At 35.4% G+C, this 23246-nt stretch carries 22 protein-coding genes; 11 read left to right on the forward strand and 11 right to left on the reverse strand.

Features of this window, described 5'->3' with window-relative positions; genetic code table 11:
• The first annotated feature begins 10 nt into the window (after nucleotides 1-10).
• The 3 genes from L6471_RS08390 to L6471_RS08400 are packed head-to-tail and all read left to right on the forward strand — an operon-like array spanning nucleotide 11 to nucleotide 1681.
• Nucleotides 11-856, forward strand: a complete 846-nt coding sequence (locus L6471_RS08390; RefSeq protein ID WP_006283005.1) for an outer membrane protein assembly factor BamD — start codon at nucleotides 11-13, stop codon at nucleotides 854-856.
• Nucleotides 857-880: 24 nt separating this feature from the next.
• Nucleotides 881-1216: a DNA-directed RNA polymerase subunit omega gene (locus L6471_RS08395; protein ID WP_006283004.1), complete on the forward strand. Its 336-nt coding sequence runs from the start codon at nucleotides 881-883 to the stop codon at nucleotides 1214-1216.
• Nucleotides 1217-1222: 6 nt separating this feature from the next.
• Entirely contained in the window at nucleotides 1223-1681 is a 459-nt protein-coding gene (locus tag L6471_RS08400) for a DUF4293 domain-containing protein (protein ID WP_006283003.1), read from the forward strand.
• A 351-nt stretch (nucleotides 1682-2032) separates the two neighbouring features.
• On the opposite strand, the gene L6471_RS08405 is transcribed toward L6471_RS08400, so the two are convergent.
• Both L6471_RS08405 and L6471_RS08410 read right to left on the reverse strand, forming a co-directional pair.
• Entirely contained in the window at nucleotides 2033-2338 is a 306-nt protein-coding gene (locus tag L6471_RS08405; protein WP_237797680.1) for a hypothetical protein, read from the reverse strand.
• Nucleotides 2339-2385: 47 nt separating this feature from the next.
• The gene (locus L6471_RS08410; RefSeq protein WP_237797681.1) at nucleotides 2386-2799 is read right to left on the reverse strand and encodes a hypothetical protein; all 414 of its coding nucleotides are present in this window, start codon (nucleotides 2797-2799) and stop codon (nucleotides 2386-2388) included.
• Nucleotides 2800-2905: 106 nt separating this feature from the next.
• Between L6471_RS08410 and L6471_RS08415 the strand changes: the two genes are divergently transcribed.
• Nucleotides 2906-4231: a YihY/virulence factor BrkB family protein gene (locus tag L6471_RS08415; protein WP_006282462.1), complete on the forward strand. Its 1326-nt coding sequence runs from the start codon at nucleotides 2906-2908 to the stop codon at nucleotides 4229-4231.
• 78 nt (nucleotides 4232-4309) lie between these two features.
• On the opposite strand, the gene nudC is transcribed toward L6471_RS08415, so the two are convergent.
• Together nudC and L6471_RS08425 are read right to left on the reverse strand one after the other, a co-directional pair.
• Nucleotides 4310-5140: an NAD(+) diphosphatase gene (nudC, locus tag L6471_RS08420; protein ID WP_006282461.1), complete on the reverse strand. Its 831-nt coding sequence runs from the start codon at nucleotides 5138-5140 to the stop codon at nucleotides 4310-4312.
• 10 nt (nucleotides 5141-5150) lie between these two features.
• Entirely contained in the window at nucleotides 5151-6917 is a 1767-nt protein-coding gene (locus L6471_RS08425) for a bifunctional metallophosphatase/5'-nucleotidase (protein ID WP_237797682.1), read from the reverse strand.
• A 94-nt stretch (nucleotides 6918-7011) separates the two neighbouring features.
• On the opposite strand from L6471_RS08425, the gene L6471_RS08430 reads away from it, so the two are divergent.
• Entirely contained in the window at nucleotides 7012-7713 is a 702-nt protein-coding gene (locus L6471_RS08430; protein ID WP_237797683.1) for a DnaJ domain-containing protein, read from the forward strand.
• 51 nt (nucleotides 7714-7764) lie between these two features.
• On the opposite strand, the gene L6471_RS08435 is transcribed toward L6471_RS08430, so the two are convergent.
• The 6 genes from L6471_RS08435 to L6471_RS08460 form a co-directional block, all read right to left on the reverse strand.
• Nucleotides 7765-8997: a zinc-ribbon domain-containing protein gene (locus L6471_RS08435; RefSeq protein ID WP_027453538.1), complete on the reverse strand. Its 1233-nt coding sequence runs from the start codon at nucleotides 8995-8997 to the stop codon at nucleotides 7765-7767.
• Between the two features lie 14 nt (nucleotides 8998-9011).
• On the reverse strand, nucleotides 9012-9698 hold the full coding sequence (locus tag L6471_RS08440; RefSeq protein ID WP_006282457.1) for a glycoside hydrolase family 25 protein: 687 nt from the start codon (nucleotides 9696-9698) through the stop codon (nucleotides 9012-9014).
• A 72-nt stretch (nucleotides 9699-9770) separates the two neighbouring features.
• Entirely contained in the window at nucleotides 9771-10469 is a 699-nt protein-coding gene (locus L6471_RS08445) for a hypothetical protein (RefSeq protein WP_027453536.1), read from the reverse strand.
• Nucleotides 10470-10476: 7 nt separating this feature from the next.
• Entirely contained in the window at nucleotides 10477-11787 is a 1311-nt protein-coding gene (locus L6471_RS08450; protein ID WP_237797684.1) for a Na+/H+ antiporter NhaC family protein, read from the reverse strand.
• Between the two features lie 22 nt (nucleotides 11788-11809).
• On the reverse strand, nucleotides 11810-13306 hold the full coding sequence (locus L6471_RS08455) for a UxaA family hydrolase (RefSeq protein ID WP_237797685.1): 1497 nt from the start codon (nucleotides 13304-13306) through the stop codon (nucleotides 11810-11812).
• A 58-nt stretch (nucleotides 13307-13364) separates the two neighbouring features.
• Nucleotides 13365-14429, reverse strand: a complete 1065-nt coding sequence (locus tag L6471_RS08460) for a LacI family DNA-binding transcriptional regulator (RefSeq protein ID WP_006282453.1) — start codon at nucleotides 14427-14429, stop codon at nucleotides 13365-13367.
• A 249-nt stretch (nucleotides 14430-14678) separates the two neighbouring features.
• Between L6471_RS08460 and L6471_RS08465 the strand changes: the two genes are divergently transcribed.
• The 6 genes from L6471_RS08465 (at nucleotide 14679) to L6471_RS08490 (ending at nucleotide 21997) form a co-directional block, all read left to right on the forward strand.
• Entirely contained in the window at nucleotides 14679-15701 is a 1023-nt protein-coding gene (locus tag L6471_RS08465) for a sugar kinase (RefSeq protein ID WP_006282452.1), read from the forward strand.
• Between the two features lie 81 nt (nucleotides 15702-15782).
• On the forward strand, nucleotides 15783-16454 hold the full coding sequence (locus L6471_RS08470; RefSeq protein WP_006282451.1) for a bifunctional 4-hydroxy-2-oxoglutarate aldolase/2-dehydro-3-deoxy-phosphogluconate aldolase: 672 nt from the start codon (nucleotides 15783-15785) through the stop codon (nucleotides 16452-16454).
• A gap of 31 nt (nucleotides 16455-16485) precedes the next feature.
• Complete coding sequence (locus L6471_RS08475; protein ID WP_006282450.1) at nucleotides 16486-19989, forward strand: sensor histidine kinase; 3504 nt, start codon at nucleotides 16486-16488, stop codon at nucleotides 19987-19989.
• Complete coding sequence (locus tag L6471_RS08480; RefSeq protein WP_006282449.1) at nucleotides 19976-20701, forward strand: DUF5932 domain-containing protein; 726 nt, start codon at nucleotides 19976-19978, stop codon at nucleotides 20699-20701. The genes L6471_RS08475 and L6471_RS08480 overlap by 14 nt, the downstream gene beginning before the upstream one ends.
• On the forward strand, nucleotides 20691-21293 hold the full coding sequence (locus L6471_RS08485; RefSeq protein WP_027453533.1) for a hypothetical protein: 603 nt from the start codon (nucleotides 20691-20693) through the stop codon (nucleotides 21291-21293). Before L6471_RS08480 ends, L6471_RS08485 begins: the two co-directional genes overlap by 11 nt.
• Nucleotides 21293-21997 (forward strand): SDR family NAD(P)-dependent oxidoreductase, encoded by a 705-nt coding sequence (locus L6471_RS08490; protein WP_404830167.1) that lies wholly within the window; start codon nucleotides 21293-21295, stop codon nucleotides 21995-21997. The genes L6471_RS08485 and L6471_RS08490 overlap by 1 nt, the downstream gene beginning before the upstream one ends.
• 69 nt (nucleotides 21998-22066) lie before the next feature.
• On the opposite strand, the gene L6471_RS08495 is transcribed toward L6471_RS08490, so the two are convergent.
• Nucleotides 22067-23182, reverse strand: coding sequence for a DUF3810 domain-containing protein (locus L6471_RS08495; protein ID WP_237797686.1), 1116 nt, complete (start codon nucleotides 23180-23182; stop codon nucleotides 22067-22069).
• Between the last annotated feature and the right edge of the window lie 64 nt (nucleotides 23183-23246).

A 23246-nucleotide genomic window follows, 5' to 3' on the forward strand; every position in this document is an offset into this window, starting at 1 on the left:
AAAAAATATAATGAAGAAAGTATTTCTATCAGCAATAGCATTGGTACTCTTGTTTTCAAGTTGTGCCCGAGAATTTAATCAGGTATATAAGTCTGATGATTTTCATTATAAATATGAATATGCCAAGGAAATGTTTGCAAATGGCAAATACAGTAAGGCTGTAGCTCTATTGCAAGAATTGGTAACATTAGAGAAGGGTACTGAGAATGCCCAAGAAAGTCTTTATATGTTGGCTATGTCTGAATATTGTTTGAAAGATTATGAGACAGCTTCAGAATATTTTAAGAAGTATTTTTCTTCTTATCCTCATGGCACATATTCGGAGATGGCAGAGTATTATGTAGGACAGAGTTTATTTATGAGTACTCCTGAGCCTAGGCTTGATCAAAGTGGTACGATAGCAGCTATATCAGCTTTTCAAGAATATTTAGATGTTTATCCAGACGGTAAAATGAAGCCAACTGCTCAGAAACGTCTATTTGAATTACAAGATAAGCTAGTTTTGAAAGAGCTTTATAATGCTCGTCTCTATTATAATTTAGGCTCCTATTTTGGTAATTGTACAAATGGTGGTAACAATTATGAAGCATGTGTTATTACTTCTCAAAATGCTTTAAAGGATTATCCATATAGTGATAATCGTGAAGAGTTTGCCACACTTATTATGAAAAGTAAGTTTGAACTTGCTAAAATGAGTGTAGATGAGAGAAAATATGAGCGTTTCCAAGATGCAGAGGATGAATGCTACGGCTTTATCAATGAATATCCTGATTCGAAGGAGAGAAAAACAGCTGAATCATATATTGAAAAATGTAAAGAGTATATATCCTCTCATAAAGAGATGTCATTAAATTAAGAAATTTAAATTCAACGTATAAATATGGATTATAAAAAATCAAAAGCACCGGTATCAACCGTAACACGAGACATTACAACTCTCTGGAAAGAAACTGATAATCTCTACGAGAGTGTTGCTATTATCGCTAAGCGTAGTAATCAGATTGCTGCTGAAATCAAACAAGACTTGAATAAGAAATTAGCAGAATTTGCTTCTTATAATGATAGTCTCGAGGAAGTTTTTGAAAATCGTGAGCAGATTGAAATTTCTCGTTACTACGAAAAATTGCCTAAACCAACATTGTTGGCAACACAGGAGTTTATTGAGGGTAATGTTTATTTTCGTGATCCAAGCAAGGAAAAAGTAAACGAAGCATAATAGATTATGATTCAGCGCAAACAAACACTTTTTTTATTTTTCGCTATTGTTGCAATAGTTGTTTGTCTTTTTTTCCCAATTGCTACTTTAGAGTCTGATTCTTTGGGCTTAGGGGGAAGACTCTTTAATTTGGGTGTAAAGGATTTAAATGGTAATTTGGAATTTGTTTCTTGGCCCTTGTGTTTGATATTGACGCTATCTGCAATCGTTGATCTTGTTAATATTTTCCTTTTCAATAATCGTACGCTGCAAATAAAATTATGTATCGGAAGTAATATCTTAATCTTAGTATGGTATGTATATTTTATTTCATTTACTCAAGGGCTTATTGGTGATTTAAAAGGGGAATATCATATGGCATTTGCTTCATGCTTACCCTTGATAGCTGTTATATTAACTGTTATGGCAAAGAAGAGCATTGAGGCTGATGAGGCTTTGGTTAAAGCTGCAGATCGTATTCGATGATAGTTTTTAACAAGTGTAATATTAAATTGTCCCTAATTTCACAAAATGAAATTAGGGACAATTTTTTTATAAAAAAAGGGTGCTCCAGTTTTACCCAAAGCACCTTTAACATGTGTCATTAATTAACAATTGAGAAATAAATTCGCTCTTAAATTTATATTCGCATCAAACATCTATTATATCCTTATTATGTAAATTATGAAGAATCAACATCCTCATAACTTTTGCAAATATAATATATTTTTTTTATCTACGCTCTTTTTTATCTGATAATTTTCTCAAAAAACTATATTTTTGAGAAAAAACATAATTTATTAAACCTTTTTTGTAAAATTGAAGTAATCTGGTTTTCTAATTTGCCTCATGAATATATTTCGAAAAGTTTGGCTCATATTTAATGATTATTTTTTCTACATCGTCAAATACTTGATCTGTAGTGTAATATAACGAATTTTTGATGTTTGTTGAAGTAGATAAAGCTATTTGATTAATTATTGGTCCAATAAACTTTGAATCTTCGTTTTTTGCTATTTGTTGAGCAGATATTAATTCTTTTTGATTAAGTAATAATTGTCCTGTTCCTGGTTTAGATAATGATGATAGGTTAAAGCCTAAACTTGACCAGTCTATAGGTATCGGGTGGTTAATGATTTTCATAAATAAATCGATGGGGCAATCTACGGTTTTTCTTTTTATGATGAATTTTATACTTGCTGCATGATATTTGTTGGCGTAAATATTCTTGTAACATATAGTATATACTTTTTTCGTTCTGTGATAATCTCTTTTATGAGTTCATTTATTTGTTTTGTGATAGGTTGTTTAATATCTTCTATTTTAAGATTGCTTGCACATATATTTTGGTAGTATTTGGTAATGCCCTCTGATGTTTTATTTGGCAATTTATAGGCCAATAAGTCATTTAATACTTTTTCTGTAGTAGTTGCAATATAATCGTTATATTTTTCTTTGCATAGTATTCTGTGTTTTTCTATTGTGTTTTTTTCGTTTTGAAAGAAGGATTCTAGTGTAATTGTATCTTTGGTTTGTGCATATGATGATAGGGTAGATATTGTATACCATAATATAAGGATAACTATTTTATTTTTTGAATTCATAATTATTGAGATATATGCTTGTTCTATTTGATAATTTATTGAGCACAAAGGTACGCATTTATTTTAAAAATTACTATATTTGTGTTTATTAAGAATTTAAGCGCCAATGAGACTATTAGACAAAATATGGAAGTTTTCAAAAGTTGATATTTGGGAAAATAATGGATCCTCTAAAATTCAGCAGTGGGGCAAATCAATATCACGAAAAATATTAGTATCATGTCGATATTTTTTTCTTAGAGGCCATATGGATTATGCCACGCAATTATCTTTTAGTACGATATTGGCGCTTGTACCAATATTGGCCATGTTTTTTGCAGTAGGGAGAGCTTTTGGCCTTTCTATGTATGTTGACAACATTCTAAGACAGGTATTTAAGTCTCAACCTCAAGTGGCAGATGAGCTGTTTACAATGGCAGATTCTTACCTTAATCAAGCTCAAACAGGAATTTTGATAGGTCTTGGAATATTAGTTATGCTATATAGTATATTATCTCTTATTCGAAATATAGAGATGGTTTTTGATATAATATGGCATGTTGATCGTCAACGTTCAGTGGGACGTTTAATAATAGATTATACAGCGATGATTTTTTTGATACCAGTCATCTTGATTATACTATCTAGTACTAGTGTTCTAGTCTTTGGTGTGTTAGATCGTATTCCTGATTTCTTACTACTCGATGGTATATTTCGTTTTCTGATTCGCGTGGTTTCACCGTGGTTGCTACTGACAGCTGTTTTTATAGGAGTTAATATGTATGTTCCAAATACCCATGTGAAGTTGAGTTGTACAATAATTCCAAGTATGTTCGCATCTGCGTTTATGTTAGCATTGCAATATTTTTATATACATGGTCAAATTTTTCTAACTAGTTATAATGCTATATATGGTTCATTTGCTGTTATTCCTTTATTTATGATATGGATGCTAGCTTCATGGTATATTATTCTTTTTTTTGGTGAGTTGTGTTATGCTAATCAGAATGATGATTATTATGCTTATTTTTTGAAAACATCTGAAATATGCCATTATGATTTGATGATAATTTCTGGATTAATACTAGCTCATATTAGCCAGGCAAAGCGTAATGAGAATAAAGCTTTATCTGCAATCGAAATTACCCATAGGATACAATTGCCCATACGAATAGTGTTGGATGTTCTTGATAATTTAAGACGGGCAGGGCTTTTGCAACAATATGTTGATTTAGCTACAGATAAGATTGTGTGGGAATCTATATGTGAAACGGATCAGCTATCTATGGGTAAGATGGTTTATGCTTTAGACAACGTGGCTGAGAATACTGATACTAAATTAGTTTTGAAGTCAAAAATACCGCACGATAATCTCATGATAAAAAAAATAGCTGAACTTTACAGTAAACAAATAAAACAGTGGGACTCAATATTAGTTCGTGATCTGATTTAAATATATAATTTTATGATATTACTAATAATACTATATATAAAAAGGCATAGCTCTATAATTAGCTATGCCTTTTGTTTCTTATTTAATTATTTCAGAAGAATGTCCTGGTCCGTTTGTAATCCAATCATCCAGTATTTGTCTTGCAATACTCAACTTTTCTGGAATTTTGGGTAAATTATCTTTTGTAAACCAGCTTGCCCGTGCTAATTCTTCCTTCTGAATATGAATATCTCCGCTAATATAATCAGCATTGTAACCAACCATTAATCCGCATGGATAAGGCCATGCTTGGCTACCAAAATATTTTAAGTTTCCTATATTAAGGCCAGTTTCCTCCATTACTTCTCTGTGAACAGCATGTTCAAGAGTTTCACCTGTCTCAACAAATCCTGCTACTAGTCCATAAAAATCGGACCTAAAATTTTTTGCTCTAACCAATAAAACTTCGTTACCTTTGTGTATTAAAACAATAACAGCAGTACCTAGTAACGGCCATATTTCTTTTCCACAGTTGGTGCAACGTTTACTGATGTCAGTGTGCATTTTCATAGGAGCACCACATACTCCACAGAATTGTGAATTTTGATCCCAATATATCAATTCAAAGCACTTTCCTGCTTTATTGTATAAATCCTTTGAGATTTTGTAATAGCTCTGTCTTAGTGGACACATCTCAAAGGAATGTCCTTCTTGAAGATATCCCTTTGTTATATCTTCGATTTCTGACGGATTATTAATCTTGAAAGTCTTTACTTCAATTCCGTCATCCATAGGAGAGATATTCATGACATGTGTCCATGCTTTAGTTTGGATAGGTGATTCACTGTGGTATGGAATCGTATAGGTGCCATCTGGAAGAACCTCAAGCAGGAGATCTGACTTGCAAAAAATAAAATAATATTGTTTCATGTGTTTGTGTTTATTCTTTTCTTTCACCAAAGAGAATGTCATAATCTCGTTTGGCAGCAGGTTTTACCCATTTTTCTGGCACAAATTTCCAGTTATTGTTTGCTTTAGGGTAAAGTACTTTTATTTTTTCTATTTCTTCCATAAGATAATAGCGTTGGTCACGTTCACTGCGCCAGATAATTCTATTTTTTAAACTATCGCGAGGAATCCCTGCGCCCTTAGTTAGAAGCTCGCCACCACCATTTCCACGATAACTATTAATAGCAACATTGTACCATTTCTTTTCATCAAAAGGCTGTCCATTGCTCATTTTTAAAATATGAACCTTTTGACCATTTGGCTTGGTTACGTCAACTTCATAATCTATACCTGCAGCACTATCAAAGTTAAAAGAGAAATTTTTGAAGCCTAAGCGTTGCTGGTCGCCTTTAGTACTTTCGCTAAGAAGCAATAAATGATCCTCTGGACTTTTCATCGTGTTAACCCATAGGTCGTAACTCATTTCTAGGTGCTTTCTGATTTCCTCACCCGTAAGGCGCATTACATAGAGTTGATTCTCGAATTTGTAGAGATTAAACATATCGCCTACATAGATTGGGCCTTGTTGTATGTGTGAGTCAAAATTAATTGGTGCGTTAAAAGCGATATCAGCTTTGGTTATTTGTAGTTCCAAGTTTAGGATTAAATCCGTGAACGCACTGCTGCCAAAGAAACCTTCTCGAGTACTTATGGTGCTTGTTATTTCACCAATTTTTCGGTTAACGTATCCTTTAACCTCTTCAATTTGTTTACTGAAGTGCTCCATAAAGTCTTGGTCCAAAGGCTCTTTGGTTATATCTGTTAAAACGTTTTTAATCGAAAGATCTTTTCTTATCCACTGTTTTTTGCCATTTATTTTTTTGTGATCCATGGTAAGGACCAATTCGACATCAGCAATGCTCTTGGCATTATTTGCTGGGTCAATGCATAATACTTTTTTTCCTTCGATATTAGTTACAAATTGATTACTTCGTGTATGATCATGTCCAAACATAATCAAATCAAAGCCGGGAACATTTATAGCAACATCTAAAGATGCGTCTTCCTTATATTCTGGTGTTATTATACCTCCTTTTGCACCGCTATGAAACAAGCCGATAATAACATCCGGCTTTTCTTTATCTTGGATAATTTTTATCCATTTTTTTGCAGAGGTTTCCATGTCTTCGAAGTGTATGCCACTCCAAATATTTTCAGTCAACCAATTTGGAATAGCTGGAGTAATTAATCCCAAAATTGCTATCTTGGCGCCTTCTTTCTCAAGAATAACATAAGGTTTGACATATGGATTACCAGTTTTGTTATCTATCATGTTTGCAGCAAGAACTGGGCAGTTTAGTTCTTTGATCCATTTGTCATAGCAAGCATGACCTGTTTCTACATCGTGATTACCAATACCTTGTGCATCATATTTCATATAATTCACTAAGTCCGAAGCAACGTTTGTTGTATTAGTATTGATATAATTGTAATAATAACAAGTTGGTTGTCCTTGCAGAATGTCACCATTCTCTAATAGAATAACATTATCACCAAGTTGCTTTCTGACATTTTTTACATAGTTACTTACTCTTGCTAATGTACCAGAAAGAGGCTTACGTGTAATGAAGTCATAAGGAAAAAACGAACCATGAACATCGGTTGTTTCAATTACGCGTAGAGTAATTTTTTTTGTTTTTGCTGTCACAGGCTGAAATAAGCAACATGCTAACAGGCATGCTGATAGAATTTTTTTCATTATACATATTTTAATTATTTTGCAAAAATACTAATTTTTAGTAATATAGGCACACTATTTGCTGTTTATTTCATAAAAATAAAATATAAGAATTATGGCATTTATCGATTACTACAAAATTCTAGGTGTAAAGAAGGATATCCCTCAAAAGGATATTCGTAGAGCGTATGTCAAAAGGGCAAAGCAATTTCATCCAGATCTTCATCCAGATGATCCTAAGGCCAAAGCTAAGTTTCAGGCTTTAAATGAGGCTTATGAGGTTCTTTCAAAGCCTGAAAAGCGAGCTAAGTATGATAAATATGGTGAGCAATGGAATAACGCAGAAGCTTATGAAAATGCTGGAGGCTTCGGCGGATTTGGCGGAGGAAATGCTGGTGGCAATCCTTTTGAAGGTTTTGATTTCAATTCCTTTGGAGGAGGCGGTGGTTTTTCTAGCTTTTTCCAAGATCTTTTTGGCGGTGGTGGCCGTGGTTCTTCTTTCCGTTCTGCAGGCTTTGGCGGTGGCTTTAACGGCAGAGCTAGACAAAATTCTGGAGAAATGGAAGCCAAGGTTAGTATCGATCTTTATACAGCTATGCTTGGTGGTGAGGTTGTTATTCAATTGAGTAATGGACAGAAAATTAAGCTAAAAGTAAAGCCTGAAACTCAACCTGGTGCTAAAGTTCGGGTCCGTGGCAAAGGTTATGATAGGGGAGATGGTACATTTGGCGATTTGATTATTACTTATAATGTAAAATTGCCAACCAATCTGACAGAACGACAGAAAGATTTGCTTCGCCAAATGCAGAATCAATAAAAAAAAGCTATCTATTACAAGATAGCTTTTTTTTATTGAGATCAAAATTGATTATTTGATGATTTTTACCATGTTCATTTCTGAAATTTTTCCGTCAGGAGAAACTTTTGCGTTAATTCTGAAATGATTGTTTGTAGGTAATTCAGGATTCGTACGTTCTATACTTTGTTCTGCAGTAAATTCTACTTGATATTCGAATTCGTCTTCGCCTACTTCTTTTTTCTTAATCTTATAATCATTATTGATTTTAAAATTCATGTTTGTAATGTCATCTTTGTAAATCTTATCTATGAAAGATGCAACATCACTTTTTGTAGCCATGTGTTTGCCAAGGAATGATGTCATTACCTCTTCAACGGTAGCAGTCAATCCAAGTTCGTTGCGTGAATTCACACTTTGGAAGAACTTGCGAAATAGTCCGCTTATCATTTGTTTCTCATCAGATTGCACTTCTTTAGATTTTATTTTCTTCATGGCTTCATTAGCTTCATCGATATGTATGCCGTCAACATGATTTGACAGATATTGTTGATAAGCGTCAATCGTATTTTCATTGGATGCTGAAATCCAATCTAAAGAGTCAATCTTGTTTAAAGCTTCTTGTTTGTGAGGAGAGTCTGGATTATTTCGAATATAATCTTCTAATGCAGAACGACTACCACTTATAACAGCATTATTCCAATCGTCATCTTTATGTTTAAGTATTTCCAGATGGCTTTGAATAGAGTCAATATGAGCTTGGTCTGCATCTTTATATTTATCGAGATAGCTTTGAAGTACAGCAGGATCAGTACTTTGCATCGCATATTCATAGTCTTCCTGCTCTTGATTATCTTTTGCATTACTATAGAAATAGAAGCATGTTGCACATACTATCAATGCAATAACAATAGAAATCCAAATATATTTATTGTTATTATTTTTTTTCTGCTCAAATTGACTGTTTGTAGGTGGAATAGGTGGGGTTGAAATATCCGAGGTATTACCACCGTGTGATGATGGAGAGTTTTGTCTTACGGTTTCAGATTTTGTCTGTACGTTTTGTGGAATGATAGGAGGTACAGCAGAACGCAACGTCTCTTGTGGATTTGTCATATTTTCTGTTGTACGATAGCGAACAGATGGTTGATGACAGTTAGGACAGCATTCTTCGTCATTAAAGTATATTTCTCCACAATTAGTGCACTTAATGACTTTACCTGAAATTTCAACGCCACAACTCGGGCATATTGGAGCTTTGTCACTAATTTGGTGACCACACTCAGGACATTTAATAATTGCCATGATATTTAAATGTTTTATCTATGTCTAAATCTTATTTCTCTTAAACGATGTTTTCCCATAAATCGGCTTTTATCTACATAACCATTAATGCCATTAAGCCGACCTTTACCAGTATATTGCCACATAATATATTCAAAATTGTCCGCCAGTTTTGGTGGGCGATTATTATATTGTGCAATCATGACTTTGTATCCGTCTAAGGTGCCAAGTAAATAGTTGTTATAAAAATTTGTACCTGTATATAAAAGAGGCTTTTGATGATATGCTTTTTCTACAAGTGTCAAAAATTTAAATAAGCTATCTCTAAATTCCTGAGTCGGTAATCCACTTTTTGTTTCGATATCTATCATCGGCAATAAGTCTTGATCACCAGGACGACATTGAGCCATGAAATTAGTTAATTGCTTTTCTTGTTCTATTTTGGGTCTATAAAAGTGGTATGAACCAACCTTTAATCCATATTGATGAGCTAGATCAATATTTGTTTTATATTTACTGTCTATATTATTACCTCCTTCTGTCGCCTTAAGGTATACATAGGCCATTTTTGAATTATTGCCAATGGTTTCCCAAAACACGTTACCTTGATAATGGCTTAAATCTATACCATGTATGTGACTGCAAGTATCTTCGCATTGTACTTGCGCTTGCATACTGAAAGAGAAGAATATGTTTAATATAATTAATAGAATTCGATTCATGATTGCAAAGATACTAAAAAGAAACTATATGCGTGTAAGCTATAGTTATTATTTTACATCTTTTCAATATTTCTATTCTTCGATTTCTGAGAGGCTATGTGCAAATTTTAAAAAGAAATGGCTGATAGTTTCAATAGGTGCATAGTTAAAATAATGTAGGCTATGATTAAGATTTCGTCGTAATACCTTATTATTATTTTGAACAAATCCAGTACTACTTTGCTTAAAATGCCAGTCTTCCTGTAAATCTTGAAGATTCATATTCAAACTTTGCAATGTTAATTTTTCTGCTTTCTTTTCTATTCTTCGTACAAATGGTATTTCATCGATTTCAAAGTTGAACAGTTGTATAAGAATACTTCCTTGAAATTGAGCAATACGCTGGATGTGTAGTTTTGATAGCCATGTGTCGATTTTTACAAAATCAACTTTGTCGCCTTTAGTCCTTAAATAATTACCTAATTTAATGATCCCTTTGATTGATATACAATGGTTCATTATACTATCGATGTTGGCTATGATGATACGTAAAAGGTCTAGACTTTCGATAGAAGTATCTATAGCATGGCGTTCATCGTCCATAACTTTATTAAGCCTTTTATTGAGTATAGGATTGCTCAAACGAACTTCTCCTTCAGGCAGATCTTCCATATTTTTCATTATATTGGCTATTTTTTGCTTCTTATAATTTGTCATGTCTTCCATGTGTTCGTTAGTATGGAATTTATTTGCCCGAAGTTGAATGAAGATGTTTCTTTGAATAAAGTTCATCATAAAGTTAACTCAATTTTTTAGGATATCTTAATAGTATAGCTCCTAAGCCAAAAAAGCCTATCGCAAATGGATAATACAGGTATGGTAAAATATGTAATGGACTAACGTTGGCCAGTCCTGCTGCTATAAGCATTTGTACACTGTAAGGGATGATACCTTGTATAAAACATGAAAAAGTATCAAGAATACTTGCCGCTTTACGATTATCCACTCCATATTGGTCACCGATTTTTTTAGAAATATTTCCTACGGTTAGAATTGCAATTGTATTGTTGGCTGTGCAGACGTTGACTAGAGAAACTAAGGTTGCAATAGATAATTCGGCTCCTCGCTTGCTGTTAACATGTTTGGTGATATTCTCAATAATATAGTCAATTCCTCCGTTTGTCCTTATAATTTCTAACATTCCACCTGCCATCATGGCAATGATAATAAGTTCTCCCATGTCGATAACCCCGTTACTCATGGAAATAAACCAGCCAAAGGTATTATAGGCTTGAGAGGCATCAAAAAAATTATAAGTGATTCCAATTATACCACAAAGAATCGTTCCTAATGTCAATACAGCCATGACGTTCATTCCTAGAATAGCTGTAACTAAGACCGCTAGATAGGGTAGGACTTTGATATATTCTATATCAGGTATATTGGCTGGCAATTTTATATCAGAACCGAGTATTGTATAGATAACAAGTACAATTATAGCTGCTGGAGCTACGATTTGAAAATTGGCTTTAAATTTGTCATTCATTTTACAACCTTGTGTTTGGGTAGCGACAACAGTTGTATCTGAAATAAAAGACAAATTATCGCCAAAATAGGCACCGCCTACAATGACAGCTGTCATTAGTCCAAGATTACTCCCTGTAGAATTGGCCAGTCCTGCTGCTATAGGCACAAGTGCAACAATAGTTCCAACGCTAGTGCCAATAGATAAAGATATAAAACAGGCTGCTAAGAATAATCCTGGCAGAATAAGGTTTGCTGGTAATATGCATAAAGTTAAATTTACGGTTGCATCAATTGCTCCCATACCTTTAGCTGAAGCTGCAAATGCTCCTGCTAAAACATATATCCATAACATGAGCATAAGATTGCTGGCACCTGCCCCCTTGCTATACATATCGATACGTTTATACAGAGGAATACCACCTGAAATAATGACAGCATAGATACTTGATATCATAAATGCTACAATCAGTGATAAGTTGTTTTCTTCGCCATAGTGCTCTGTTGAGTACATTGTGAAGATAATTATGAACCCTATCAATATAATGAGAGGTGAAAGTGCCAACAAACCTTTTTTATTGCTCATGTATCTAGTAATATTAGATGGTTTACAGTGTTACACCATTTTTGAAAATGGAAATTTCACGATAACCATTAATTTCGTTGCGTGCTAGTTCTCCACTGGCAATAGCGATGACTTTATCAATAAACTGTTTTACGAGATCTTTCATTTCTGTGCCTTCTACAAGTGCGCCAGCGTTGAAATCTATCCAATTTGGTTTGCGATTATATAGATTGCTGTTTGTAGAAATCTTCATTGTTGGTACGAAAGTGCCGAATGGAGTACCACGACCAGTTGTGAACAAGACGATCTGACAGCCTGATGATGCCAAAGCTGTAGAAGCAACGAGGTCATTTCCTGGAGCTGAAAGTAGATTCAAACCTGTAGTTTGAAGGCGTTCTGCATATTCTAGCACACCACTTACAGGAGCGCGACCACACTTCTGAGTACAGCCTAGAGCCTTGTCTTCCAAAGTAGAAATACCACCAGCTTTATTACCTGGAGAAGGATTTTCACCTACAGGTTCGCCATGTGATAGGAAATATTCTTTGAAATTGTTGATTAGGCTAACGGTCTTCTCAAACAGTTCTGGGGTCTTACATCTATTCATTAAGATAGTTTCTGCACCAAACATTTCTGGTACTTCTGTTAAGATTGATGTACCGCCTTGAGCTACAATCCAGTCTGAAAGTTCTCCAACCAATGGATTTGCTGTGATGCCAGAGAAGCCATCAGAACCTCCACATTTCAACCCTACACGTAGCTTACTTACTGGTACATCTTCACGTTTATCTTCCTTAGCCTTTGCATAGAGATCGCGTAATACGTTCATGCATTCCTCTACTTCATCACCTTCAACTCGTTGAGTTACAACAAGTTTAACTCTGTCCTTGTCGTAGTCTCCAAGTGTAGCCATAAAGTCTTCTGGCTGATTGTTTTCACAACCCAAAGATAATACCAATACACCACCAGCGTTAGGGTGTAAACAAATGTCACGTAGTATCTTGCGGGTATTTTCATGATCGTCACCCAATTGTGAACAACCATAATTATGATGCCATGCAAAGATTGCATCGATGCCTTCACTTTTTGTTTCTTCCTGAAGTTTTTTAACGATTCTTTCTGCGATGCCATTAACACAGCCAACAGTTGGGACTACCCAAATTTCGTTACGAGTACCGACTTCACCATTTTTTCGCACATAACCTTTAAATGTACGATTTTCGAGTGCAATATTGAGCTCTTCTTTAACAGGATTGTATGTATATTCCAAAGTTCCTGCCAAATTAGTTTTCAAATTATTCTCGTTAACCCATTCTCCTTGTTTTAAATCCTTTTTTGCATGGCCGATAGGGTAACCATACTTAATGATATCTGTACCTTCTGAGGCATCATTAATCAGAACTTTGTGTCCTGCTGGAGTGTCTTGTAACAGAGTAATGGTTTTACCATCGACCTCAATCTCTTCACCTTTAGTAAAAGGACGTAGACAAACCACAACACTGTCTGCTGGGTTAATCTTGATAAAAGATGATTGTTTCATTGTAGATCTTGTTCTTAAAATGTTATTTATTAATATGTATTATTTCTTATTTTTTTAATTAAAGTTGAGTTCTGCGATAAAAATCTACATTTTCTTTGCAGAGCAGCTCAATTGGCATATAATTAACAGGAGTAATTTTTTTCTTCAGTACGATTGCCTTAAATAGAGTATCTATGCAAGAATATCCTTGCATATATGCGTGTTGGGCTATTAAGAATGATATGCTTCCTTCACGAAGACATTGAGCGTTCTTGGCAACCATGTCATATCCCATAATTTGAATATCACGGCGATTGGTTCTTAAAAGAAATTCACCAACTAAGTGTGCTTTAGACGACAATGTTATACAATGATGAATATGTGGATGATCTGTGAAGAAATGCTCTAATATCTGTGCATAACTCTTTTTGGTGCCATCAAGTGGTAAATCCAAATCGATGATTTTTATATTTGGAAAGTGGTCATGCATGTAATGACGAAAACCCACTTCACGGTTGTCCTGTTGTTTACTCATAACCACACCATCTTTAGTCTGCTTCATGAGCATAATCTCTTCCTCTTGACTAGCAATTAGCATTAGCATTTTCGCAGCAAAATATCCACTACTGAAAGAATCTTGTCCATAAAATGCTAATGGTTTTAAGTCAGGCATATATGAGTCAAGCATTACAAAAGGAATATTTTGCTCATGTAGCTGATCTGTGAATTTCTTAGTTGATGCTAAAGCAGATGGTACGACGACCACACCCTCAGGATTATTATTCAGTACTTCCTGCGATTGGGTCTCGAAAGATTTTTGATCGAAACGCTCATAATATCTGATTTCGATATCAATATGGAAGTCTCGTCTCGTTTCTTCCGCTTTTTTGGCACCCTCTTCGATTTCTTCCCAATATGCTTCTGATTCGTGTTTTGGCATTAAAATATAAAAGGTATATGATTTATTGTATGCTAAAGCACTAGCATACATATTTGGTTGATAGTTCATCTCCTGAAGAGCTTTACTTACTTTTTCAAGAGCAGATTTTGAAACATTTGGTCGATTGTGCAGTACACGGTCTACTGTACCAACAGAAACGCCGGCTCTTTCTGCAATATCTTTAATTCGAATTTTGGATGCCATAGAGATTTTCCTTTTATAAATAGTTTTGCTATGTTTCTATACCTGTGTGTTCGTACACATAATTTTAATTTCGGTACAAATATAACAAAAAAACTTGATTTGTGTGTTTGCACAACCCTTTATTTTGCCCTTCAAACTATTTTTTTGAGATTTTATTTCTTAATTTGCAAAATAATCAGTATTTTTGTCCGGTAAAACAAAACAAAAAGGAATTTGATTACAAACAAACTATATTAAAAAAATTAAGAAATGGCAAAAATTGTAACATTAGGTGAGATCATGCTCCGTCTTTCTCCAGAAGGTAATGATCGTTTCATTCAGAGTGATTCTTTCCGTATTATCCCTGGTGGTGGTGAGGCTAACGTAGCTGTTAGTGTTTCAAACTATGGTCATGATGCATATTTCGTATCTAAACTTCCTAAACACGAGATTGGTCAGATTGCTGTTAACGCTCTTCGTCGTTATGGTGTTCATACAGATTTTATTGCTCGTGGTGGTGAGCGTGTAGGTTTGTACTACGCAGAGACAGGTGCTTCTATGCGTCCTTCTAAGGTTATCTATGACCGTGCTCATAGTTCAATCGCAGAGGCTGATCCATCTGATTTCGATTTCGATGCAATCATGGAAGGTGCTTCTTGGTTCCACTGGAGTGGTATTACACCTGCTATTAGTGACAAGGCTGCTGAGTTGACAAAGTTGGCTTGTGAGGCTGCTCATCGTCATGGTGTGACAGTATCAGTTGACCTTAACTTCCGTAAGAAGCTTTGGACATCAGAGAAGGCTATCTCTGTTATGCGTCCTTTGATGCAGTACGTAGATGTATGTATCGGTAACGAGGAAGATGCTGCTCTTTGCTTAGGCTTTACACCAGATGCAGACGTTGAAGGTGGTAAGACTGATGCTGCTGGTTATCACAAGATCTTCGAGCAGATGGCTAAGGAGTTTGGCTTCAAGTATGTAGTTTCAACTCTTCGTGAGTCTTACTCTGCAACTTACAATGGCTGGAAAGCTTTGATCTACAATGGTAAGGAGTTCTACGAGAGCAAGCACTATGATATCAATCCTATTATCGACCGTGTTGGTGGTGGTGACTCTTTTGCTGGTGGCTTGATTCATGGCTTGTTGACTAAGGAAACTCAGGGTGAAGCTCTTGAGTTTGCTGTTGCTGCTTCTGCATTGAAGCACACAATTCCAGGTGACTTCAACCTTGTAAATGCTGATGAGGTAGAGAGCCTTGCTGGTGGTAATGCAAATGGTCGCGTACAGCGTTAATTTGTTATAATTAAATAATAATAAAACATTATAATAAAGCCAGGTCGCTTTCGGGCGACTTGGCATCTTTTAAAGAATATTATGGCTAAATTTAGTAAGATCCAGGTGATGACTGCTATGAAGGAAACAGGTATGGTTCCTGTATTCTTCAACAAGGATATCGATGTTTGTAAAAATGTAATCAAAGCTTGCTACGAAGGCGGTGTTCGTGTATTCGAGTTTACTAACCGTGGTGACTTTGCTCACGAAATTTTCGGTGAGTTGGTAAAATGGGCAGACAAAGAATGTCCAGAGATGATTCTTGGTGCAGGTACAGTAATTGATGCTCCTACTGCAGCTCTTTACATTCAGTTGGGTGCAAACTTCATCGTTGGTCCAAACTTCAACCCAGAAGTTGCTCCAGTATGTAACCGTCGCTTGGTACCTTATTCTCCAGGTTGTGGCTCTGTATCTGAGATGAGTAATGCACAGGCTGCTGGTTGTGATGTAACTAAGGTGTTCCCTGCTGGTAATGTAGGTGGTCCTTCATTTGTTAAGAATGTGCTTGGTCCATTGCGTTGGAGCAACATTATGGTTACTGGTGCAGTTGAACCTACAGAGGCAAACCTTACAGAGTGGATTAAGGCTGGTGTAATGTGCGTAGGTATGGGTTCTAAACTCTTCCCTGGTGATGTTGTTAAATCTCAAAACTGGAAAGCAATTACAGATAAGTGTGTTGAGGCTCTTGGTTATATCGCAAAAGCTCGCGCTTAATTATAATATTAAGAGCGCTGTCATCATTTTGATGATGGCGCTTTCTTTTTTAATTTCAGCTTGTTCGCCTAAGCATAAGAATGAAATCGACAAGTTGAATAGTATTTCTTATGCATATCATTATCTTAATCTTGATTCTGCGCGTTCGATAGCTTATCGTGCCTATATGATGTCACTCGATGAGGGGTATGATGATGGTAAGGCTGAGGCTCTGAATAATATGGCTTTTGTAAGCATTGCTCGTATGCGTTACGCTAATGCTTCCAAACTGCTTCTTGAGGCGTCTTCTGCCGATAATCAGGTTGAACTCCTGATTTCTGATATTCTAAATATGCGTTTGTGCCAGCGTCAGTCTCATAACAAAGATTTCTATGTATATCAGGAGAGAGCTTTAGAAAGAATGTCACGCATTCAGGAGGAGATTGATTTACTAACAGCTCGTCAGAAATTTCGTTTTAGGTATGCTAAGTCTGAGTTTCATATTGTAGCAGCAACTTATTATTATTATGTTGGTCAACATAGACCTTTTATTGCAGAACTTAAAAAGATTAATCCTGATGATATAGCAAAAGACACAGCTCAGTATCTTAGTTATTTATATAATATGGGTGCTGGTGATGCCATTGAGGGAACATCGCATCAAACTATAATTCAAAAGGAATTTGAATATTTGTTGTTGTGTTATGCTATGGCAGGTGATCGATATCCATTTTGGAGAGCCAATTCCTTACAATCACTAAGTGAACATTTACTTGATGTTAATGATCGTAAGTTCCTGATTAAAAATAATTTGCAGTCAATAAAGTATCTTAATGTTCAGGACGTGTCTTATGATCTTTTACCAGTTAATCTTGCAAAACGGTCTTTAAAAATATTTAGATCCTTTGGCGATGTTTACCAGATTTCGGGAGCTTATCGTACTTTAGCTAGTTGTTATTGGTCGATAGGAGATAATCGTTCGTCTATTCTTTGTTTAGAGAATGCACTTTCACGAAATAGTGCAATTTTTAAGGCCCCAGATTTGGTTGCATCTATCCGGGAACAGTTGAGTGTTGTATATTCTGCTATTGATGATAAACCAAACAGCGATCGTAATCGTAATATTTATCTTGATTTACAGGAGCAGACTCGACAAGATCGTCAATTAGAGGCACGAGCTGAGAAACTTAAAAGTTCGGTAGTTTGGCTTAATATTATGATTATCGGAGTTGTGATTATGATTGTATTCTTAGTAGGTTTGCTTGCTATTTTTGACAAGATGCGCCAATCTAAGCTTGCTGCTACCTCTTTGGATAGTCTTTTATCACCTCTTCGTGAGTGGAAAGCCAAAAATGATGTATGTGTAGAGGAACTAAAGGAGAAATATGAAGAAATTCAAGAAAATTATGCCATCAGTCAGCTTCATCTTTTAGATAGTAAAAAACAAAACATAGAGCAGCGTGCCAAAATTTCTTTAGTAAACAGTGTCTTACCGTTTATCGATCGTATGATTCATGAGGTAGAGCGTCTATCTAAAAATGAAGAGAGTGATGATGTAAAAGAGCTACGTTATCAATATATTTCAGAATTACTTGATACAATTAACCGCTATAATAATATTTTAACGCAGTGGATACAATTGCGTCAAGGCCGGTTGAGCCTTCATATTGAGAGTTTTTCATTGCAGACTCTTTTCGATATCATCAATAAGGGGCAGATGAAGTTTAATACTAAGGAAGTTACTCTGAATGTTAAACCTACCAATGCCGTAGTGAAAGCTGATAAGACTCTTACTCTTTTTATGATTAATACATTGGCTGATAATTCATGCAAATTTACTTCTCAAGGCGGTAAGGTAAGCATTGAGGCGATAGAAGGTAATGATTATGTAGAAATCAGCATTTCAGATACAGGTTGTGGTATGACTCATGATCAAGTGGAACATGTGTTTGATCACAAACCAATAAAGGACGAAAAACGTACAGGACTACAATATAAGTCACATGGTTTTGGCTTGATGAACTGCAAAGGAATTATAGAGAAATATAAAAAAGTAAGCCAACTCTTCTCGGTGTGTACTATTTCGGCAGAAAGTGAACTTGGTAAAGGAAGTCGATTCTCATTTCGTCTTCCCAAAGGTGTGGTTCGTTTTGTTCTCGCACTTTTTATTTCGTCCTTTGCTGTTGAAGTACATGCAAATTTGTCAAAGATTCCGGAAGATCCTTATCCTATAACGCATCCATATTTGCTTAAGGCTAATGTTTATGCTGACAAATGTTATGAGTCTAATAAGCGTGGAACATATGAACAAACTCTTAGGTATGCAGATTCTGCCCGTTATTTGATTAATCAATATTACTACACAATATATCCTCGTGGTAAAGATGTCATGACAGCCACGGAGACAACTGTTATTCCAGCAGAAATAAAATGGTATAACGAGAAATTAAAGACCAGTTATGCTATAATTCTTGATATTCGAAATGAGTCTGCAGTTGCGGCATTGGCACTGCATCATTGGGATATCTATCGTTACAATAATAATGTATATACGCAGTTGTTTCGTCTTCGTTCATCCGATAATACTTTGCGTACCTATGTGAAACGCATGCAGATTTCAGAGAATAATAAGATGGTGGCAATCATTCTCCTTGTACTATTGCTTTTAGCAATTTTACCCGCATATTATCTGTTGTATTATCGCCATTTCCTTTATTATCGCTTTTATTTAGAACGGGTTAATCTGATGAACGATATCTTGCTTAGTGAAGATTCAGACAAGAAGAAACTCTTACGTATTAAGCAATTGTGGCAGAAACATTTTAATCCTTCCCATAATCGTATAGGGCAAAGTGCAACCTTGGTTCATGTCGTAAAACAGATAGAAAAGGCTCTTAAAGAAAGTATTCAACTGGATGATAAATATCGTACTAATCTTGAACTTGCCTCAGATGAAGTACATCGTGTAGAATTTGAAAATGCGAAATTGCATGTGAGCAATAGTATACTTGATAACTGTCTTAGTTCGTTGAAACATGAAACGATGTATTATCCATCGCGAATAATGCAGTTGATAGATGTCGATAAGCGAAATCTGAGTGGAATTCGTGAGTTAGTAGATTATTACAAAGAACTTTATGTGCTTCTGAGTGCTCAAGCTATGCGTCAGATTCATGCGATAACTATGAGATGTCAGCCTGTGTCAATTTATGGTGCAACGGTTCTGGGTGATCCGGATATGCTGCATTATCTCTTTGATATTCTCAAAAAGGCGGGTAAGCAAAAATCACTCCATGTTAGCGTAGCAAAAACAGACCGAGATTATGTGGTTTATCGTGTCTTATGGTCAGATGTGTTGTTAACAGAAGAACAGTGCCGTAATCTTTTTACACCTATGACAGAAAATATTCAGTTGATGATTTGTCGCCAGATTATTCGGGATATAGGTGAAGTAACCAATTCAAGAGGTTGTGGTATACAAGCTCATTTGGATAATCATAATGTAGTAATTGATATAGTAATAACTAAAGCCAAAGATAAAGATGGAAAATTTTAAGGTCATTATCGTTGAAGATGTACCTTTAGAACTAAAAGGTACACTGGGTATATTTAAAATGGATATACCAGAAGCCGAAATTATAGGAACAGCCGAAAATGAAGTGGCTTACTGGAAATTGCTTAATCAGCAATTACCTGATTTAATATTATTAGATTTAGGCTTAGGTGGAAGCACAACTGTTGGTGTAGAAATATGTCGTCAGACAAAAGAAAAATACCCTCAAATTAAGGTGTTAATCTTTACTGGAGAAATCCTTAATGAGAAGCTTTGGGTAGATGTTTTGGATGCAGGTTGCGATGGTATCATTTTGAAGAGTGGTGAACTGCTTACTCGTGGTGACGTCTCGAGTTGTATGGGAGGCAAGAAACTTGTGTTTAATCAACCTATACTTGAAAAGATAGTTGATCGTTTCTGTAAGAGTGTCAATAATGAAATTATGCATCAGGAAGCTTTAGTAAACTATGAGATTGATGAATACGATGAACGTTTTCTACGTCATTTAGCTTTGGGTTATACTAAGGAACAGATAACGAATTTGCGTGGTATGCCTTTTGGCGTTAAAAGTCTAGAAAAAAGACAAAATGAACTTGTGCAGAAGTTATTCCCAGATGGTAATGGTAAAGTTGGTATTAATGCAACTCGTTTGGCTGTTAGAGCATTAGAATTGCGTATCCTTGATGTAGATAACCTGTTGCCTGATGATGAATAAGCGGTTTGTTCGCATATATACGGCAATTACTTTGGCTCTTGGGATAGCCCAAATTGCCGTTTTTTTGCTTTCTTGGATTATTACTGCTGCTGCTCCTGAGCAGAATTTTCATTCTCTTTTGAGTAGTGAAGGTATAAGATGGTTTTTCGGATCTTTTATTCATAATTTAACAAGTCCAATTCTAGTTTGGCTTATTTTATGTATTTTGGCATATGGAGCTTTAACATCGAGTCGCATATTACAATATGATTCTCATGTATATAGGCAGCGCCTAGGTATGAATCTTGTTATTGTCGAGTTTGGTGTTTGTCTGTTAGTCTTACTCATGTTAACAATGTTTCCCCACGCTATTTTATTAAGTGTCACAGGAAATCTGTTTCCAAGTAGTTTTTCAGGAAGTATTATTCCGATAGCTACATTTATGATTATCTTGTTTTCTGAGAGTTTTGCTGTAATGAGTGGTCGTTTTAATAGTCCCACAAAAGTCGTCGAGTCATTGCTGGTTGGTATACATCAATTAGCATCACTATTTCTTATTTATATTTTGGCTATGGAATTATTCCATTCGGTACTTTTTATAATTTACGGATAATGAAAGCAATTATTGTTGGAGCAAGTAGTGGAATTGGATACGAGGTCGCTAAGTTACTAATAGCTAAGGGGTGGATTGTTGGTGTTGCGGCGCGGCGAGTGGATCGATTGATGGATTTGAAGGCCAGTTACGTGGAGCAAATAGATGTAACTATGAGCGATGCTGATCAGAAGTTAAGTAATTTGATTCATAAAATGGGTGGTATAGATCTCTATTTTCATGTATCAGGAATAGGAAAGCAAAATCGAAATTTATTCCCTGATATTGAGTTAAATACAGTTCAAACTAATGCATTGGGTTTTACGCGTATGGTAGGAGAGGCATATCGGCATTTTGCTATTCAGGGCAAGGGCCATATAGCTTGCATTTCTTCTATTGCTGGAACTAAAGGTTTGGGGCCGGCTCCGAGTTATTCTGCAACAAAGGCTTTTCAGAATGTTTACATGCAGGCTTTAGAGCAACAAGCTCAATCGCGAAATCTTGCTATTTCATTTACAGATATCCGTCCCGGATTTGTTGATACAGACCTTCTCAATGGTGATTTTCATTATCCTTTGATGCTAAAACCGGAACGTGTTGCCAAAACGATCGTTCATGCAATTATACACCAACGTCGTATCGTAGTCATTGATTGGAAATGGCGTTTGATTACTTTTTTTTGGAGTTTGTTGCCAAATCGTCTTTGGTGTCTACTTAAACTTTAAAGTCGGTTATAACTATTATAGATTCTTTGTACCATAATAGGGGCATGATTTAGTGGGTTAATACAGATTTTATAATTTATGTACTTTATTTGGTTCGTGAATATAATCTTGTATATGCAATATAGGAGGGTGGCTTTTGCTATATTTAAGGGGGTGACGATTTTCCCAACTGATGAGGAGGCCTAAAACTTCAGAGTAGTTATGGATGCCACTCTTGATTTGGTTTGATTTAAGATAATGGTCTAGTAAAAAAGATTGTGCATCGCCTAAAAAATGGCTATATTTGTTTTTCCAGTATGTTCGTCGTTGTTCATAAAGAAGTTTAATTTCTGGTCGAATTTGAGCTACAAAGATTTTGCCAGCATTCTCATCTTCAGCATATAGTGCGCGAATAACATATGGTAATATAGAAAGATAGCCACTGAAGCGTATTTGTTTGTTGTTGCTAGCTGTGCAAGCTTCATACGCATAAAATGTTGCTTCGTTTTCTCGAGCTATACCAAGAAAATGGGCATATTCATGTGCCCAGCAGTCAGCGTATTCGATAGGAAGCAAATTCTTATTAAGAGTAAATTCTCCAAAGAAGGGCCCCATAGATCCAAGTACACCTACTTTAGAATATAAAGGGGTTAATAGCATTGGTTTGCTTTGAGGATGAGTGTTGAAAGGCTTATGGATACCGGCTTGGATACCTAATTGATTATAAGCCCTTACTATTTCTTTACTGACTATTTTTTCATCGAGTTGATGTGGATTACAATAAGTCTCATTCAATTTTTTTAGATAGCACTTGGCAAAATTTTTGAGTAAAACCGTATCGTATGGAGCAGGTTTTATATTTGTGCGACTATAGAAATCTGGTGCCATGTAGTTGATACCCCAACCGATGTTAAACCAAATATATAGTATTGCTATCATCTTTAATTCACAAATACCAATCTGTTGCCAAGTTTGTTTATATCTTCGTATACCTATTACTGGATAAGTTAATAAGCCAAGTATGCCGAGGATATAGAAAAAGTCTGATATACAAAATGGAACAATTGAAGATATAATACTAAGTAGTTTTGCTATAGAAGGATATAGTTGTTGATTATACCATGTTCCACCTCCTGGCAGTAATCGTAAGGAAATTACTGCAACCAAAAGGGTAAGAATACTATATGTATTTATTTTCTTTGTCATGTTGTTATTTCGTGACAAAGTTACATATTTTTTTTGTATATAAGGCGCAATCCGGATCAGAATT

Origin of the sequence: Segatella bryantii (assembly GCF_022024215.1) — a bacterium.
Taxonomy (GTDB): Bacteria; Bacteroidota; Bacteroidia; order Bacteroidales; family Bacteroidaceae; genus Prevotella; species Prevotella bryantii.